The 17,717-nt window shown below is 58.4% G+C and carries 16 protein-coding genes; 13 read left to right on the top strand and 3 right to left on the bottom strand.

Translation table 11 applies throughout. The features are described from left to right. The 12 genes from AC1DVM_RS18560 to AC1DVM_RS18505 all read left to right on the top strand — a co-directional run. Positions 1-2,634: hybrid sensor histidine kinase/response regulator (locus tag AC1DVM_RS18560; protein ID WP_477256818.1), on the top strand; the 2,634-nt coding region annotated here is incomplete at its 5' end. Continuing rightward, entirely contained in the window at positions 2,631-4,709 is a 2,079-nt protein-coding gene (locus tag AC1DVM_RS18555) for a response regulator (protein ID WP_477256816.1), read from the top strand. The genes AC1DVM_RS18560 and AC1DVM_RS18555, both read left to right, overlap by 4 nt. 179 nt (positions 4,710-4,888) lie before the next feature. Further along, a complete protein-coding gene (locus AC1DVM_RS18550; RefSeq protein WP_477256814.1) occupies positions 4,889-5,644 on the top strand; it encodes a FadR/GntR family transcriptional regulator in 756 nt (251 codons plus the stop codon). Beyond that, positions 5,641-6,573, top strand: a complete 933-nt coding sequence (locus AC1DVM_RS18545; protein ID WP_477256813.1) for an NAD(P)-dependent oxidoreductase — start codon at positions 5,641-5,643, stop codon at positions 6,571-6,573. The genes AC1DVM_RS18550 and AC1DVM_RS18545 overlap by 4 nt, the downstream gene beginning before the upstream one ends. A 16-nt stretch (positions 6,574-6,589) precedes the next feature. Then, positions 6,590-7,273: an amino acid ABC transporter permease gene (locus AC1DVM_RS18540; protein WP_477256811.1), complete on the top strand. Its 684-nt coding sequence runs from the start codon at positions 6,590-6,592 to the stop codon at positions 7,271-7,273. Positions 7,274-7,283: 10 nt separating this feature from the next. Then, the gene (locus tag AC1DVM_RS18535) at positions 7,284-7,952 is read left to right on the top strand and encodes an amino acid ABC transporter permease (RefSeq protein ID WP_477256809.1); all 669 of its coding nucleotides are present in this window, start codon (positions 7,284-7,286) and stop codon (positions 7,950-7,952) included. Position 7,953: 1 nt separating this feature from the next. Then, on the top strand, positions 7,954-8,709 hold the full coding sequence (locus tag AC1DVM_RS18530) for an amino acid ABC transporter ATP-binding protein (protein ID WP_477256807.1): 756 nt from the start codon (positions 7,954-7,956) through the stop codon (positions 8,707-8,709). Between the two features lie 79 nt (positions 8,710-8,788). Further along, on the top strand, positions 8,789-9,544 hold the full coding sequence (locus AC1DVM_RS18525) for a transporter substrate-binding domain-containing protein (RefSeq protein ID WP_477256820.1): 756 nt from the start codon (positions 8,789-8,791) through the stop codon (positions 9,542-9,544). 68 nt (positions 9,545-9,612) lie between these two features. After that, entirely contained in the window at positions 9,613-10,059 is a 447-nt protein-coding gene (rpiB, locus tag AC1DVM_RS18520; protein ID WP_477256805.1) for a ribose 5-phosphate isomerase B, read from the top strand. Positions 10,060-10,091: 32 nt separating this feature from the next. Next, positions 10,092-11,012, top strand: coding sequence for a ribokinase (locus AC1DVM_RS18515; protein ID WP_477256803.1), 921 nt, complete (start codon positions 10,092-10,094; stop codon positions 11,010-11,012). Between the two features lie 59 nt (positions 11,013-11,071). Further along, the gene (locus AC1DVM_RS18510) at positions 11,072-11,890 is read left to right on the top strand and encodes an aldo/keto reductase (protein WP_477256801.1); all 819 of its coding nucleotides are present in this window, start codon (positions 11,072-11,074) and stop codon (positions 11,888-11,890) included. Between the two features lie 240 nt (positions 11,891-12,130). Continuing rightward, positions 12,131-13,390: an adenylate/guanylate cyclase domain-containing protein gene (locus tag AC1DVM_RS18505; protein ID WP_477256799.1), complete on the top strand. Its 1,260-nt coding sequence runs from the start codon at positions 12,131-12,133 to the stop codon at positions 13,388-13,390. 80 nt (positions 13,391-13,470) lie between these two features. Here the strand turns inward: AC1DVM_RS18505 and AC1DVM_RS18500 are convergent, their stop codons facing one another. After that, a complete protein-coding gene (locus tag AC1DVM_RS18500; protein ID WP_477256797.1) occupies positions 13,471-14,286 on the bottom strand; it encodes a nickel-binding protein in 816 nt (271 codons plus the stop codon). 733 nt (positions 14,287-15,019) lie between these two features. Here AC1DVM_RS18500 and AC1DVM_RS18495 point away from each other — a divergent pair. After that, positions 15,020-16,453, top strand: a complete 1,434-nt coding sequence (locus tag AC1DVM_RS18495) for an SIR2 family NAD-dependent protein deacylase (protein WP_477256795.1) — start codon at positions 15,020-15,022, stop codon at positions 16,451-16,453. 490 nt (positions 16,454-16,943) lie between these two features. Here AC1DVM_RS18495 and AC1DVM_RS18490 read toward each other — a convergent pair whose 3' ends face one another. Both AC1DVM_RS18490 and AC1DVM_RS18485 read right to left on the bottom strand, forming a co-directional pair. Then, on the bottom strand, positions 16,944-17,249 hold the full coding sequence (locus tag AC1DVM_RS18490; RefSeq protein WP_477256793.1) for a hypothetical protein: 306 nt from the start codon (positions 17,247-17,249) through the stop codon (positions 16,944-16,946). Then, entirely contained in the window at positions 17,246-17,473 is a 228-nt protein-coding gene (locus AC1DVM_RS18485) for a hypothetical protein (protein WP_477256791.1), read from the bottom strand. The genes AC1DVM_RS18490 and AC1DVM_RS18485 overlap by 4 nt, the downstream gene beginning before the upstream one ends. Positions 17,474-17,717 lie beyond the last annotated feature (244 nt).

Here is a 17,717-nt window from a genome sequence, read left to right as displayed (position 1 = left end):
GAGCGTAAGCATCTGGCCAACAAATTCCGCCTTCGCGAGGGGCTGGTCGGGCAAGTTGCGTATGAGAAAAAGCGCATTCTCCTGACGCAGGTTCCGAGCGACTACATTACCATCAGCTCGGCGCTCGGAGAGGCCGCGCCTTTCAACATTATCGTGCTGCCCGTCTTGTTCGAGCAGGAGGTCAAGGCCGTCATCGAGCTTGCCTCGTTCAATCGATTCAGCGAGACGCACCAGTCATTCCTCGACCAGCTGACCGAGTCGATCGGCATCGTTTTGAATACGATCGCCGCGAACATGCGCACGGAAGGCTTGCTCAAGCAGTCCCAGCTGCTCACAACCGAGCTTCAGAGCCAGCAGGAGGAACTCAAGAGCACCAATGATCGTTTGGAGCAGCAGGCCACAACCTTGCGGCGATCGGAGGAACTGTTGCGCCAACAGCAGGACGCCCTGCGGCAGACCAACGAAGAGCTTGAGGATAAGGCTCGCCTTCTGGAGATTCAGAAGAGAGAGGTTGAAAGCAAGAACCGCGAAGTTTCCCACGCGAAGTCGGCCCTCGAGGACAAGGCCGAACAGCTATCGCTGACCTCTCGATATAAGTCTCAGTTCCTGGCCAATATGAGCCATGAGTTGCGTACGCCTTTGAACAGCTTGCTCATTCTGTCAAAATTGCTGACGGAAAATTCAGAAGGCAACATGTCGAACAAGCAGCGGGAATTCGCAAAGACAATCCACGCGGCGGGGTCGGATCTGCTTTCGCTCATCAATGATATCCTCGATCTCTCGAAGATCGAATCCGGAACGGTCAGCCTCGAACTCACGAGCGTGAGCTTCCGCGAACTGACCGACCATATGGAGCGCACGTTCCGACAGGTTGCGGAGGAGAATGATATCGAATTCAAGATCGAGATCGATCCGGAGCTTCCCTCAACGCTCAGGACGGACTCGAAGCGTCTGCAGCAGGTGATGCGCAATCTGCTCTCCAACGCCTTCAAGTTCACCGAGACAGGCGGCGTCACGTTGAAGATCGGATCTGCCGAGGGCTCGCCGCTTCGCGCCGGAAGCGACTGGATCGCCTTGTCGGTACAGGACACGGGCATTGGCATTCCCGAGGACAAGCAGCGCATCATCTTCGAGGCCTTCCAACAGGCCGATGGAACGACAAGCCGCCGATACGGCGGTACCGGCCTCGGGCTTGCCATCAGCCGCGAGATCGCACGGCTTCTCGGAGGGGAGATCGTTCTTGCCAGCCAAGAGGGCGAGGGATCGACCTTCACCCTGTTTCTGCCTCTCGAAGCCCCGTCGATCCTTGAGATGGATGGCCGTATCGCCAGCATCGACGGCAATATCGTGCGCCCCGCGATGCCAAGCGCCCTGTCGGCTTCAGCCGACGATCGTCACACGATTGCACCCGACGACCACGTGGTACTCATCGTCGAGGACGACACGATGTTCGCGTCTGTCCTCCTCGAACTTGCACGAGAAAAGGGCATCAAGGGACTCATCGCTAACGACGGCGCAACTGCGCTGGCCTTGGCCCACCGTTATAAGCCGCACGCGATCACGCTCGATATCGGGCTTCCCGATATGGACGGCTGGGCGCTCCTGGATCTCTTGAAGCACGATCCACGAACTCGCCATGTGCCGATCCACGTGATTTCGGTCGACGATCAAAAGAAGCGTGGCCTTCGTGCAGGCGCCTTCGGATTCCTGGAAAAGCCTGTGGATAGGGAATCGCTGATGAATGCCCTCTCGCGAGCCAAGGAATTCATCGACCGGCCCGTGAAGAACCTGCTTCTGGTCGAGGACGATGCGAATCAACGCATGAGCATGGTTGAGCTTCTAAAAGACAACGCGGTTCAGGTGACGGACCTAGGGACTGCGGAGGCTGCGCTCGAAGCAATCCAGACCAGCAGTTTCGATGGTGCGATCATCGATCTCGGCCTTCCGGACATGCCCGGAGCGGAACTGATTGAGCGCATTCGCACGCTGCGGGGTGGCGAGGAGTTGCCCATCATTGTCTATACGGGCCTTGAGCTGAGCAGGGCCGACGAGACCCGGCTGGCGAACATTGCCTCCACGATTATCGTCAAGGGCAACGGGTCGCCGGAAAAACTCCTGAGCGAGACTTCGCTCTTCCTTCACAAGGCAATCACGGAGAGCGGCGAGCGGCGCCCGATTGCCGTGGAACGACCGAGTGAGGTTTCCCTTCGGGGTCGAAAAGTCCTGATCGTAGACGACGACGTTCGCAACATCTTCTCGCTCACGAGTGTGCTCGAACAGCACGGAATGGATGTGATCTTCGCCGAAAACGGTCGCGAAGGCATTCGGATGCTAAAGAGCAATCCCGATGTCGAGATCATGCTGGTCGATATCATGATGCCGGAGATGGATGGTTTCGAAACTATGCAGGCGATCCGCGCAAGGCGGGAGTACGGTAGCCTCCCACTGGTTGCGATCACCGCGAAGGCGATGATTGGCGATCGCGAAAAGTGCATCGAAGCCGGGGCGACTGACTACGTCTCCAAGCCGGTCGACATCGATCAGCTCCTGGCAGTTCTGCGTGTTCAGCTTTCCCGCAGCCAGCATCGAATCGACAGTCGAGTTTACGCGTCGGATAGCGAGTCGCGTCCATGACCCAATCCACGAGCAGCGACGAGATGGATTTACGCCATCCCGTGAGGTCGGGCATCATCGCTCCGCAACTCCTGCCGACCAAAATCCTCGTGGTAGATGACGATCCGCGCAATCTTCTTGCTGTCAAGGAGATGCTGTGGGCTCCCGGCGTGGAGATTATCACTGCGGATTCGGGCCAATCCGCATTGCGGCACGTTCTGCAGGATGATTTCGCCGTCATTCTGCTCGATGTTCAGATGCCCGTCATCGACGGATACGAGGTCGCCGGACTGATCCGCGCCCGGCCCCGCTCGTCGCGGGTGCCCATTCTCTTCCTGACAGCGTTCAACAAGGACGATCTCCAGGTCTTCCGCGGATACAATGCAGGGGCCGTGGACTATGTCTTCAAACCGATTGAGCCGCTGATCCTAAAATCGAAGGTCGACGTCTTCGTCGATCTTCATCGCAAAACCGAGGAAATTCGCCGCCAGGGAGAAGAGGAGCGCCGGCTTCTGGTAGAGAACCTCCAGGTTCGCAGTGAGAAGCTGAAGACAGAGCAGATGCTCCGGCGGCGCGAGGAGCATCAATCCATCATCCTCGGCTCTCTGCCCATGGCGTTGTTTACGGGATCGCTTCAGGAGAACCACCGGCGGCTTCAATTCACCAATGAAAGCATTGAATCCCTCACGGGCTTCAAGCCGCAGGATTTTTTAGGGGGCAGCGATTTTTGGTCAACACGGCTCCATCCGGAAGATCGCGAGCGGGTGCTATCGCAGCTCGCGGACCTGCACGAGCTGGGATCCGTGTCGCTGGAGTATCGATGGAAAGCCGCCGACGGGGCTGATCGCTATTTCCTCGATCACACGGTGCTGGTGCGGGACGAAGGCAATCAGGTTCGTGAAATTTTCGGGATGTGGTTCGACATCACCGATCGCAAACAGCTCGAGCAGAACCTTTTGCACGCCAGCAAGCTTGAGGCGGTCGGTCGACTCACGGGCGGAATCGCGCATGACTTCAACAACATGTTGAGCGTCGTCATCGGCAATCTCGACCTTCTGCAGAAATCGATCAAGAACAATGAGCGCGCCCGCAAGCGGGTGTCGATGGCGCTTGAGGGCGCCCAGCGCTGCGCTGACCTTACCCATCGCCTTCTCGCCTTTTCCCGGCGGGAGCCACTCCAGACCATGATCATCGACGTCAACAACGTCATGCCTGGACTCCTTGAGCTCATGAGCCGGACGCTCGGGGAGAGGATCCGCCTCCAGCTGAAGTCCGCCGACGATGTTTGGCCGATCCGGGTTGATCAGGCACAGCTCGAGGCGGCACTCCTCAACCTTGCCGTCAACGCCCGCGATGCGATGCCGAAGGGCGGCGATCTTGTCATCGAGATTGAAAACTGCGCGACGGACGTCACCGGACGGCTGGGAAGTCATGTTGTCATTTCGGTGATCGACAAAGGCACGGGGATGCCGCCGGAGGTGCGCGAACGTGTATTCGAACCCTTCTTCACTACAAAGGATGCTGGAAAGGGAACAGGTCTTGGTCTGAGCATGGTCTACGGATTCGTTACGCAGTCCGGTGGGCACATTGATATTGACACCGCTCCCGGTCAGGGAACCACCATCCGTCTTCGGATCCCTCGTGTTGCTGGAGAAGCCGTCGCAATCCGGCGAGTGCCCGACGAAACGGAGGATACGTTGCCCTTCGGCGAAGGACGCAGGGTGCTCGTGGTAGAGGACGACCCCGCCGTCCGGACAGTTGCCGTGTCTACGTTGAGATCTCTCGGTTTTGGCGTTGCGCAGGCCGAAACCGCGGACGACGCGCTCGAAATGCTCCGCGCGCGATCGGATTTCGAACTGATCCTGAGCGACGTAAGGATGCCGGGGCAATTCAGCGGCATCGATTTGGCGGGTGCGATCAGAGAGGGCTACCCCGCGATCAAAGTTTTGCTCACGACCGGCTACGTGGAAGATTCCGCAGGAATTGGCGATTCAAACGTTCTCTACAAACCTTACCGGGCAGCCGACCTCGCGCAGAAGATCAAGTTGCTTCTCAACGTTCAAGACGAGCCAGCGCTCGAACGATCGGCAGGATAGGCGCGCGCAACCACCTAATGCGTCAACGACCGACTGCAGCAAATTAACCGTCCATCAGATCGCGCCGCTCCGCAGGGTCGAGGAAAGCGAATTCCGCGCAGCGACGGGGTCACGTAACATTGTCCCTGATTGACCGCATTTAGCTTGGTATGCATGTTGGTATGACCAAGGAACGATAAATGACCGCTGATCTTGAAATCACGCGGCTTGGGGAGAGTGGCGGCAAAGGGTTCGAGAAGGTTTTCGCCTTCTTGCGCGAGCGTTTGCTCGCGGGCTCTTTGCGACCGGGCGACCGGCTCATCCCCGAGCGCGATCTAGCTGCGCAACTCGGTGTCAGTCGACCGATTCTGCGAGAGGCCCTGCGCGCGCTTACGGTGCTGGGGGTTGTGGAAATCCGTGACCGGGTGGGGACGATTGTCCGTCGGCCCGACCTATCCGTCCTCAATGACTTTTTCACGTTTGCGTTCGCACAGCAGGCCGAAGTCCTCGAGGATGTGATGCAGGCCCGCATCGCCATCGAATGCCAGGCGGTTCGGCTGGCCGCGGAGCGCGCGACGGTGACCGATTTCGAGAAGCTCCAGCATGCACTGGCGCGCATCGCCGAAACAATCGACGACGCGGATGCCGGCGGACTGGCCGATTTCGAGTTTCATCGCGCCGTGGTGGCCGCCGGAAAATCCGAGACGCTCATCATCCTGCATCAGTCGATGTCGGGTATTCTGATGCGTTCACATCGCGGACGACGGGAACTCCTCCAGGTTTTTGGAACCATGAAGACCTATCTCGTCGACGATCACCGGCGGATATTCGATGCCATCGTGGGGCGCGATCCGGAACATGCCGAGAGGATCCTGCGCGAGCATTTTGCCATCGGCGACGATTTCCGCCGCCGTGCTGCGATCGGCGAACCTGGGCGTCGGAGCGCTTCATCATGACACGGATTCAAGCACAAGAGACCGCGATGTCAGGCGCTCACCCAAAAGGAAAAGTCGGCTTCATCGGCCTGGGAACTATGGGCCGCGAAATGGCCATCAACCTGCTAAAAGCCGGCCATGACGTGTGTGCGTATGACGTGCGCAAGGACGCCATCGACGAACTTTTATCCCACAACGCCTCCCCTGCTGAAAGCCCTTCCAACGCTGCGGCGGATGCCGACATCGTCATCTCCATGCTTCCCGACACGCCCCAAGTGGAGGAGATCGTGTATGGCGCGCAGGGTCTCCTGGAAGCGCCTCCGCGGGGCCGCCTCATCGTTGACATGAGCACCATTTCTCCCGTCGCGGTCCGGCGCATCCACGCGGACCTCCGTGACAAAGGTGTGGACTTCCTCGATGCGCCGGTCTCCGGCGGCCCAGTTGGTGCGAAGAACGCCTCACTGTCGATCATGGTTGGAGGCGATAAGGCGGCCTTCGCGCGAGCCGAGCCCTTTTTCCGCGCGATGGGCACCACGATCACCCACGTTGGAGAGGCGGGCGCGGGGCAGACCGTGAAGCTCTGCAACCAACTCGTTTGTGCCATTAACCTCCAGGCCATTTGTGAGGCCCTGGCGCTCGGCCGCGCGTCGGGGGTCGATCTCGAGCAGCTTCGCAACGTGCTTCTTGGTGGTTCGGCGGCCTCCTGGATGCTCGACAGACTCGGCCCTGCCATGATCGCCGGAGACGCTTCCGCCGGTTTTCGCATCGACTTGATGCTGAAGGATCTTCGCCTCGTGCAGGAACAGGCACTGTCGCTCAATGTCCCGCTGCCAGGAACGGCGCTCGTGACGAGCCAGTATGTCGAGGCGCGCGCGCATGGGGAGGGGACGAACGGCAACCAGGCGCTCTTCCGTGTCTATGACCGCATGACAAATCAGAGTGCTCCGTGAGCATGGGCGCGCGGTCATGAATCTCAACCTCGATTTTGCCGCCATCTTCGATCGATGGCCGCTCTTCCTCAATGGAGCGGTGCTGACGCTCGAACTCGCCTTCATAGCAACTCTGTTGGGAGCCGTGATCGGCGTTCTCGGCGCCATCGGGCGTCGAAGCAGCCATCCGTTCATTGTTCGCATCTGCGGCATCTATGTCGAGACGATCCGCAACACGCCGCTGCTCGTCCAGATATTCCTCGTCTATTTCGGCCTCGCGAGCCTCGGCTTGAAGTTCTCGGCCTTCACGGTCGCGGCCGCGGCTCTCACTATCAATGTCGGTGCCTATACGACGGAGATCATTCGGGCGGGCTTCGATTCGATCCCGCGCGGTCAGATCGAGGCGGCCGAGGGCCTCGCGCTGTCGCGTGCCCAGATCTATTGGCATGTCGTGCTGTGGCCGGCGATCGAAAAGGTCTATCCGGCACTCACCAGTCAATTCGTCCTGCTGATGCTCGCCTCGTCGGTGACGTCCCAGATTTCGGCCGAGGAACTCACGGCCGTCGCCAACTATGTGCAATCCGATACCTACCGGGCGTTCGAGACATACATTCTCGTGGCGATCGCCTACGTCTGTCTGTCACTTCTCATGCGCGGCGGGTTCTGGTTGCTCGGTCTGGCCCTCTTTCCGCGCCGCCGGCGCCTTGGCACACCGTTGTGAGGAGGCGAACATGGGCGGCTCGCTGAACATCAACCATCTGCTGTTTCTCGGCCACGGTGCATTGTGGACGGTCGGCCTGTCGTTGATCGGGCTCATCGGCGGCGGCATGGGGGGTCTTGTGATCGCGCTCTGCCGTATCTCGCCCGTTCGCGCGGTCCGACTTCTCAGCGCCGGCTATGTCCAGCTCATTCAGGGTACGCCTCTCCTCGTTATCATGTTTCTCACATATTTCGGGCTTCCGGCACTCGGTCTGACGATTTCGCCGCTGGTTGCGGCGGGAGCATCGTTGACCGTCTACGTGGCGGCATACCTTGGGGAGATTTGGCGCGGCTGTTTGCAATCCGTCCCGCGGCCGCAATGGGAGGCGGCAGAAGGGCTCGCCTTGAGCCGTTTCCAGCGAATGACGAAAGTCATCCTGCCGCAAGCAATCCGCATCGCGACACCTCCGACCGTGGGTTTCATGGTGCAGATCATCAAGAACACGTCGCTCGCCTCGGTCGTTGGTTTCGTGGAGCTCGCGCGGTCCGGGCAGATCATCAACAACTCGCTGTTCGAACCATTCCTGATCTACGCCATCATCGCAGCGATCTATTTCGCCCTGTGCTATCCGGTCTCGCGCGTCAGCCGTCGGCTTGAAGCGCGCGGCGGTCCGGTGCGCCCCATCATCGAGACCGCCTGACATGCGCAAGACACCCGCTCCACAGACAAACTCGCCGGTCGTGTCGCTCAAGGACGTTCACAAGAGCTTCGGCAAGCTCAAGGTGCTCGACGGCGTCGATTTCGAGGTCGACCGCGGAGAGGTTCTGGCCGTGATCGGCCGCAGCGGATCGGGCAAGAGCACGGCCCTGCGCTGCATCGACCGTTTCGAGACGATCGACAGCGGTGAGATCCACGTATGCGGCCACCGCGTGAGCGACCCGATGCTTGATCTGCGTGCGTTGCGGCAGGACGTTGGCATTGTCTTTCAGAGCTACAACCTGTTCCCTCATCTGACGATTGAAGAAAACATCATCCTTGCGCCCTGTTCGGTGAAGCGCGTCGCGAAGGAACAGGCGAAGGAACAGGCACGGCAGGTCCTTGCCCAGGTTGGGTTGGAGGACAAGCTCCATCAGTATCCCGAGCAGCTTTCCGGCGGCCAGCAGCAACGCGCGGCGATCGCCCGCTCGCTTGCCATGCAGCCGAAGGTGATGCTGTTCGACGAAGTGACCTCTGCCCTCGATCCGGAGCTGACCGGTGAAGTGCTGAAGGTTATTGAAGCACTCGCTGCGGACGGCATGACCATGGTGATGGTCACGCACGAGATGGGATTTGCCAGGGGCATCGCCGACCGGGTTGTGTTCATGCATCGCGGCAAGGTTCATGAGACTGGACGCGCCACGATCCTGACATCTCCAACGACCCCGGAACTGGCCCAGTTCGTGGGCACCGGACTTTGACTGTGTCAACCATTTAACAAACTTCAGGGAGAAAACGAAAATGAAGAAGCACTCATTCTATGCCGTCGCGATCGCGACCATGTGTATGGCCGCACTCGGCTCGACGGCGGCGCGCGCCGATCTGCTCGACGATGTGATGAAGGCAAAGAAAATCCGCATTGCGACCGACCTTGCCATTCCGCCATCCGGCATGGTCGACGGAAACATGAAACCAACCGGCTCCGACGTCGAGACGGCTCAGCTTCTTGCAAAAGATTGGGGTCTCGAACTCGAATTCATACAAACCACGGGCGCAACACGCATTCCGAACGTCCAGACCAATAAGGCCGACATCATCATCTCGACCCTTTCGGTGACGCCCGACCGTGCCAAGGTGATCGATTTCACCAAAGCCTATGCGGCTCTGCAATCCGTGGTCGGTTGCCTGAAATCCGTCGAGGTCAAGAACTGGGACGATCTGAAGGGCAAGAYGATCGCCGTCTCCCGCGGCACGACTCAGGACACCGAGTTGACCAACATGAAGGATCGGAACCTGACCCTCGCTCGCTTTGACGACGATGCCACCATGGTGACGGCCGCGATCTCCGGCCAAGCGGATTGCGTCGCGACGTCTGCGACAATCGTCAATCAAATTGGCGTCAAGAACCCCAGCCGCGTGTTTGAGCCGAAGGTGCTGATCCGGACCTTCGATCTCGCCATCGGCCTGCGTAAGGGCGAGCCCCGTCTCACCGAAAAACTCAACGAGTGGATCATGACCAATCTCAAGAACGGCAAGCTCAACGAAATTTACAAGAAATTCCACGGCAGCGAATTGCCTGCGGATATGCGTGGCTGACCCGTAATTCGAGTGGTGCCTTGGGCACCACTCGTTCTTTCCCAATTGCAAACACAAGGTATCGTTCAATGCGCGTCGTAATCGGGTCGGACCACGCCGGATGGCCTCTCAAGAAATCCATAATCGAGCATGTTCGCTCGCTAGGACACGAAGTTGTCGACGCGGGATCGTTCGATGAAAAGCCTGTCGACTTCCCCGACATCGCCCGCGAATTGACCCGCAAAGTGACTTCAGGCGAGGCCGAGCGAGGCATCATGGTGTGCGGCACCGGTGTCGGTGCCTCAATCGCTGCCAACAAAGTCCGGGGCATCCGCGCTGCCGTGTGCCATGACGTCCACTCGGCGCACCAATCCGTCGAACATGACGATGTGAACGTCATGTGCATCGGAGCCCAGATCATCGGTCCTTGGCTGGCGCAGGATCTGGTCTCATCTTACCTCTCGGCCACATTCTCGACGGATGAAGATTGCCGTCGCCGGGTCGAGAAGCTTCATGCGATGGAGGCCAAAGGCTAGATGGCCTCGAAGTCGAGAGAGGGAGGCCTGCTGTGATCGTCGTATTTGGATCGATCAACATCGATCTGGTCGCCCGGGTGCCTTCGATCCCGCGCCCCGGAGAGACGGTTCTTTCACCGCGATACGACACCCTGTTCGGCGGCAAGGGCGCCAACCAAGCCGTCGCCGCGGCACGCGCATCGATGCCGGGACGGGTGACGATTGTGGCCAACGTCGGTGACGACGAATTTGGCCGCGCGGCCAAAAACAATCTCGTTCGCAATGGCGTCATGGCCGACTTGGTTTCCGTCGGCGCCGAGCCGACAGGTTGCGCCTTCATCACTGTGGATCATCAGGGTGAGAATGCGATCACGGTCGCGAGCGGGGCAAACGCAACGTTGACGGATGTCTCTGTGCGAACGCTCGCGGTCGACGCCTCGACGGTCGCGGTTCTTCAGATGGAGGTCCCCTTCCCTCCTTCCCTCAATGTCGCCCGACAGGTACGCGCCGCAGGGGGGCGAGTCGTGTGGAACTTCGCTCCCGCGCCGTCGGAATTCTCCGCGGAAGATCTATCGAGCCTCATCGCCGCGACGGACGTCTTCGTGGTCAACGAGCACGAAGCCCTCGCAGCCGCAAGGATCTTGGGGTGCGGTTCGCCCGACATTGAAAACGCCGGAGCCTCTCTGTCCCGGCTTGGATGCATCTGCGTCGTCACAGGTGGCGCGCGCGGTGCCTTTGCATTTCTACCCGACGGAGCCCGCGAGGCCGTTGCGGCGACGCCGATCCGCCCTCTGGATACGACGGGTGCCGGCGACACTTTCGTCGGCATTCTGGCCAGTGGTCTTGATGAAAATCTCGATCTCCCGACAGCACTCGAGCGCGCCTGCCGCGGCGCATCCATGGCGTGCCTTTCCGACGGAGCTCAGGCTGGCATGCCAACGCGCGAACAACTCGCTGGTCAAGACTACGGTTAAAACCGGTCGCCCCCGGCCGGATCATCTCTTGAAATATCGTCCCGGTCGGAGGATCTCTGATGAATGCCGTGCCTTCTGTTACCCTCAACCAATCCGTCGCAATTCCGCAGCTGGGCTTTGGCGTCTGGCAGATGGACAATAGCGATGTCGTTCGATTGGTGAAGCTCGCGTTGGACGCGGGCTATCGAAGCATCGATACGGCTGCGCTCTACGGCAACGAAGAGGGCTTGGGTCGCGCAATCGAAGAAAGCGCCATCGACCGTAATGAGATCTTCATCACTTCCAAGCTCGACAACGCAAGTCATGGATTCGACGCGGCCCGCCGAGCCTTCGACGATTCGATGCGTAGATTACGTCTGGACGTTATCGATCTCTATCTGATCCATTGGCCGATGCCGAAACTCGATCTCTACGTCGAAACATGGAGAGCCCTAGAGGCCCTTCGATCGGAAGGTCGTGTCAGAGCGATCGGCGTTTCCAACTTTCAGATCCCGCACCTCCAACGGCTGCTCGCGGAGACTGCAACAGTGCCCGCGATCAACCAGATCGAGCTGCACCCCACCTTTCAGCAGGAGGAGCTTGCCGCCTTCCACCGCGTGCACGGCATCGCGACTGAAGCGTGGAGCCCCTTGGCAAAGGGCGCCGTCGAAGAGCCAGCTATCGTGGCGATTGCAGGCCGGCTTCAGAAGAGCCCGGCGCAGGTCATCTTGCGCTGGCATATGCAAAAGGGAAATATCGCCATTCCGAAATCGGCAACGCCAGCACGCATCGTGGAGAACATCTCGATCTTTGATTTTGTGCTTGGCGATAACGAGATGGCGACCATCGACGCTTTGGATAGCGGCAACCGCCTGGGACCCCACCCCGATTCGCGCTGAAGCGATATTTGGCCCCGGGGGGCCTCGCATCACCTTCCCCCGTTATCTCGAGACTAGGGAAGGTCCAATCATCTCTGAATGGGCGACGTCACCCGCCTTCATATCGGAGTGAAGGACAGAACATCCTTTGCCACCCGTGGGCTCAGCCGCTGCCACAATTCCAGTTACTTTTTGTGCTTGGGTATAACAACTGGTGCCACGCAGGTAGACCTAGGACTAAAAGGCTGCGGGAGCGGATTGATGGACGAACTGTCCTCAAAGGAAGCGGACCGGCTTGCGGCTCTCGCGCTGTACCGCGTCATGAACACCCCGCCGGAATTCTCCTACGATGCACTTACCGAGCTGGCAGCTGAAATCTGCGGCTGTCCGGTTGCTCTGATCAGTCTCATGGACGAGCGGCGCGCGTGGTTAAAATCCAAGTACGGGCTACCGGATGATCTGGTCGAGTGCCCGCGCGAGATCACGATGTGCAATACGACTTTGTGCTCGAACGATCTGATCTATGAGCCTGACCTGACAGCCAGCGAGCGGTTTCGAGATCTCCCCATGGTGGCGGGTGAGCCGTATGCTCGATTTTATTGCGGGATGCCCCTCATCAATCGTGAAGGGTTTGCCTTGGGCACGTTGTGCGTCATAGGATTTGAACCCCACCAGTTGAGCCCTGCGCAGCGAGAAGCTGTCCGTCGCCTGGCGCAACAGGCTATGTCTCAACTGGAACTGCGAAGGCAGCTCCTCGAGCGCGACGAATTGTTGGCCGAACTTTCTAAAGCCAAAGAGGCGGCCGAGCTCGCTCGTGAGCGTTCGGACCAACTTCTGAAAAACATCCTGCCGGAATCGATAGCCGAGGAACTCAAAGCGCATGGCAAGGTCGAGCCGCGTTTTCACGAAGGGACAACGATTCTTTTTGCGGATTTCAAGGCGTTCACTCGTCTCACCGAGACTCTCGATCCGGCTGGCCTCATCCGGCAACTCGACCAGAACTTCGCGCGGTTCGATGAGATTGCGGCCTCCAACGGGATCGAAACGATCAAGACGGTCGGCGACGCTTTCATCGCAGCCGGTGGCCTACCGGATGAGAATCGTAGACACGCCATCGATACGTGTCTTGCGGCGCTGCAGATGCAAAGTTTCATTCGCATCTCCAATCGGCAGCGCGAGCGACTGCGCTTGCCGCCGTGGGAACTCCGTATCGGGATCAACTCCGGTCCTGTGGTAGCGGGGATCGTGGGGCAACGCCGCTTCACCTACGACGTTTGGGGAAATGCAGTGAACGTTGCGCAGCGGCTGGAAGAGGCGTGCGAACCAGGGCGGGTGAACATCTCTGCCAGCACCTTGCACCAGGTATCGCGCCTGTTCGAAACCGAATCTCGCGGCTCAGTCCAGGTGAAACATATCGGGGCCATCGATATGTATTTTCTCAACCGCATCCRGCCGGACTTGTCTGCCGATTCAGACGGGTACATCCCTAACGATGCGTTCGGGCGAGCGATCAGCGGCTGACGCAGTCCATCGACAAGAGGACAACAACACGCTTGATGAATGTCATTTCGAGGCGGGTACCTGTCGCTCGCGCGTCTCGGCTATGTTCGCCACGAAACTTCAAACGCACTCACCGGATCAGCAAAACCTTTGAGCGACCGGCGACCGAGATCCACGAGGTTGATCCGATCCGGTACAAGGCCGCGCACCACCTCAGACACGACTATGGAATCGGGTTCGGCACTCTGACAAAGGCGCGCCGCCATCTGTACCGTCGCTCCAAACAAGTCGTTGCTGTCGGCGACCGGCTCTCCGGCGTCCAGGCCAATCCGAACCCGGAGCTTTTCCCTACTGGCCAGATTGAAGGCATCGAACGCTTGTTGAATGGCACGGCTGCAATCCACCGCAGCCGTGACTTCATCAAACGAAGCCATGATCCCGTCTCCGGTGTGCTTCACCTCTCGTCCTCCCTTGTCATTTAATGCACGTCTGACCAGCGCATCGTGAGCGCGCACCATCTCCACCGCCCTGACGTCGCCCAGCCTCGCGGTCATGGCGGTGGAATCGACAATGTCCGTGAACATGATCGCGCGCAGGGCCGGGTCGAAGGTCAAGTGTGATGAGGCAGCCGTCTGTGCAGGATCGGACACGCGGCCCAGAAAAGCCTCGACCGCAGACAGATCGACCTCGATCACATCCTTTGCGACATGGCCATGAGCCTCATCATGCACCCGCATCGCAGTTTGGATGTCAGGAGCATCGATGAGGCAGAAGCCTGTCCCCCGTGCCTCGTCGAACCAATAGGTGAGAAATCGCACCCCGTATGCTTCCTGTACCTCCAAGTCCTTGCGATGGGCCTCGGCTATGTCGGCTGCCGTTGCGCCTTTCAGGTCGTGTCGGTCGAGGAATATCGGCATGGAGGTCTCCCGAGTTCCAGCAAGTCTACATCATTTCCCCGTTGCGCACCCTCGTGCATTACAAGGACCGCCACATCGCGCTCGCCGGCAAGAGACAGGTGGGGGAGCGCACCTCAAATGGGTTGGTGCGGCCGATGTGGAGCGAGTCGGTTCTTGTTCTTCGACAGGGATGGCTGCGTCATGGGCGTCGAACGCAGCGCCTGGTACAAGACATCTGACCAGCCTCATATCACGGCGAGTCCCTGCCAAATTGCAAGATACGTTGCAGAGATAGCCGGACGTTGGTCGTACCAGGTAGATCGAAATTACCAGGCCTTCGTCACTCTCGCAGACTCCGCCGTGTGGCTGCGATACGTGTCCACATCGCCCAAGGGACGGTCGCCCCGAGCACTCGTGATCGGAGATTAACGGCTCTGCTTCCCCGTCGGCGTTTTTCGGGGAGCACGCAAGGCGTCGATTTTGCTGAAAGTCTTGTGCAGAATGGCGCGCCCGAAAGGATTCGAACCTCTGACCCCCAGATTCGTAGTCCCTCCTGTCACGCTTACCGCCACTTCATTGCATGTCACTGGTTCTAACGATTCCAACGACTTAGCCCATCTGTGACTTCCTGCTCGTTCACGTTTGTTCACGCCCGTTTGAGGATTTTTGCGCCCGACCTGCGCCCGAAAATCTGAGGCGTGACTGATTACAAGACTGCCTCAGCAGACTATCCAAACAATCCTACGGCTCCATCTTGCGGTCGATCACCGAAGTGCTCAAAGATAGGGATAATTTCGGGGGCGGCAACATGGTCACAAAAGCAGAGTTCAAGGCGTATCAGGGGAAAAACTGCGCCGCTATTCAGGAACTCTTAAAAGGCACAGGTACCCGCCCTGTTCTCTTCCTCGGCTCGGGGATAACGCGGCGATATCTCGGGGCGCCTAGTTGGACAGAGCTCCTCATTGCAGTGGCCGCGAAGGCGGGGATCGTCGGCGACCAGTATAATTTCCTGGCTCAAAAGGTGGGCAATGACCCTGCTATGATCGGGACGGCCCTGATCGATCCGATACACGAGTGGGCATGGGGGGCAGGCAAAGACGAGTTTCCACCCGATTACTTTACTGCCTCAGTCGAGAAATCTGTCTTTCTGAAGCACCTCGCTTCCGGGCATCTGAAAGGGTATGGGCCACTTCCAGCTGATCACCCGCTCAAGGCTGAAACTGACCTTTTGAAGAAGACAGCTCCCCACGCGATCATCACGACAAACTTTGACGGACTCGYAGCCGAGCTATTCCCAGATTTTGAACTGGTGGTCGGCGAGCAGATTATCCCGATGTCCATGAGCATCATGGGTGAGCTTTATCAGATCCACGGCTCCATCGTGGACCCGATTTCTCTCGTTCTGACTCACGCTGACTACGATCGCTTTATGAAAAAGCGCCGTTATATCAGCAGCAAGATGATGACTTATTTCGCCGAGTATCCCGTCTTCATTCTTGGATATGGCCTTGGCGATGCGAACGTGAATGCAATAATCTCCGACCTCGGTGAAGCGATGAAGGACAAGGGCGGCCTTCTCGACAATGTGTATTATATTGAATGGACTCCGGACGTCCTGTTACTGAGCCACCTTAAAGAAGAGCACGTCGTCCCTGTTGAGTCAGGATCATTGCCCGCGTTACGCGTTAGAACAATAGTGACGAGCGACTTCGAGTGGGTACTGCGCTGCCTCGCAGACATGGCATCCCCAGTCGCTGTGAATACGAAGGTGCTCCGCCACTTAGCTGCTCGAGTTATTGATCTAGTCCGCGCTGACGTTCCGAAGAACAAGGTCGAAATCGATTATACAAAAATCGAGAAGCTCTCGGATGACGCGAACGAACTCGCAATGGTTCTTGGGATCAGCAACGTCTCTAACCCAAATCTCGATTATCCATACCTGTTAACGCAGGTTGCACAGAAGCTTGGCTTCAACTATTGGGCGCATGCACATAAGCTGTTGCCTCTAGCAAATGAGGTTGTCGGGTACGACATCAAAGCAAGCGACAACGAATACCACATGGCGTTCAAATCGGGGTTGAAGCAGGCCACTCACAAGTACTCGGAGAAGCTGGTTGATTTGCTCAAAAAGCTTCAACAGGAACAGGCCAACAAGGTTCACGCTGTCGCAGTGGGTGAAGACGCCTGATACGCTCGATTAGGAACTTAGAGGCAAGGATAAAAGCCTTCTCCTCGAGCCCCTTGAAATCCCCAACGAGCTGCCCCCGATCCTACCCCGCCTGACTTATGCGGCAGCGTTGGGAATGATCATCCTTGGGGGAACTCAGCGATGTGAACGCCTCGAGGTCTTGCCTAGCTCTCGTGCGTTCTCGATCAGTCGCTGCTATTTCAACGCGCTCCTCGAGAGCTGCCTTCAGCTTTTCGTAGGTCGATAGCTCGCTTTCCGTCCACGGCAGGGTCTGCGGCCTCGAAGTGGCACTCAGGGTGAAGGACGTGCGCTACGGGAACACCCCGTCTGCGGGCGAATGAAGAACGGCACGGGACGCAAACGCCACGAGCCGGCGATGCAGGCTCAGCGGCCTTGGCGGAAGAACCCCAGAGATGGAGAAGAAGCGCCCCGGGGTTCTTTTGCGAACGAGCGACTCTTTGCACGCTCATCCGCACTATTTCGATTGCGCTCAATCTGAGTTCTGTGCGGCCGACTCAGCCAAGGAGGCACGCAACTTCGCGCAGAAAATATCTTCACGAACTGTAAGCGTTGATTCGTTCTCCAGATCTTCGATGCCCGCTTCGATGTTCAATTCGTCCAACAGGCAAATCATGGTAAGTTTTACGATCGTTGGGCCCCACGCCTCTTGATCGTAGGAGATGCGACGAATGCCCTTGATTGGCTCACCCGTCGCTGCGTTCAACACCTTGGTACCGCGAGTTGTGCCATCACCAATGATACGCACTCGAATATTTGCTGGTTTTTCATCACTCATTTTGATCTCCTCCATAAGGAGCTATTGGGGTGTTTCTGCCTGGATACTGCTGATGTGAATTCCTCGAGGTCACGAAGAGCGCGCTTCCTGTCGCGATCGTTCGATGCTGACTCCACCCGCTCCGCAAGAGCCGCCCTCAGCTTCTCTTCGGTCGACAGCTCGTCACCCTCCTCGCGTTCGAGGTCGTGGGTTCGACGGGACTTGATCAGCAGCACTTTTCTCATGCGCTGAGCATGCCATCACGACGGCGGACGTGAGTCCGTTCGCCGCGCCTGTTGGCGTGAACTTCCTGCATTATCAAGGATTTACCAGGGGTGCAGACGCCCAGATTCTCGGTCGGATGCGTCCAAAGTTGAAGGGACACATCCTTAAAAGCGTCTAAATTCAAAGAGTTAGCGACTGATGCGCCCTATGGGCGCCCGAAAATGCAACATAGGAGCAGATGCCCTGACAGGGACAGTCTAAGTG

This window comes from Microvirga sp. P4_A5 (assembly GCF_056402495.1).
The sequence above is the reverse complement of the archived record's forward strand: the minus strand, read 5'-3'. Positions and strand labels throughout refer to the sequence as shown.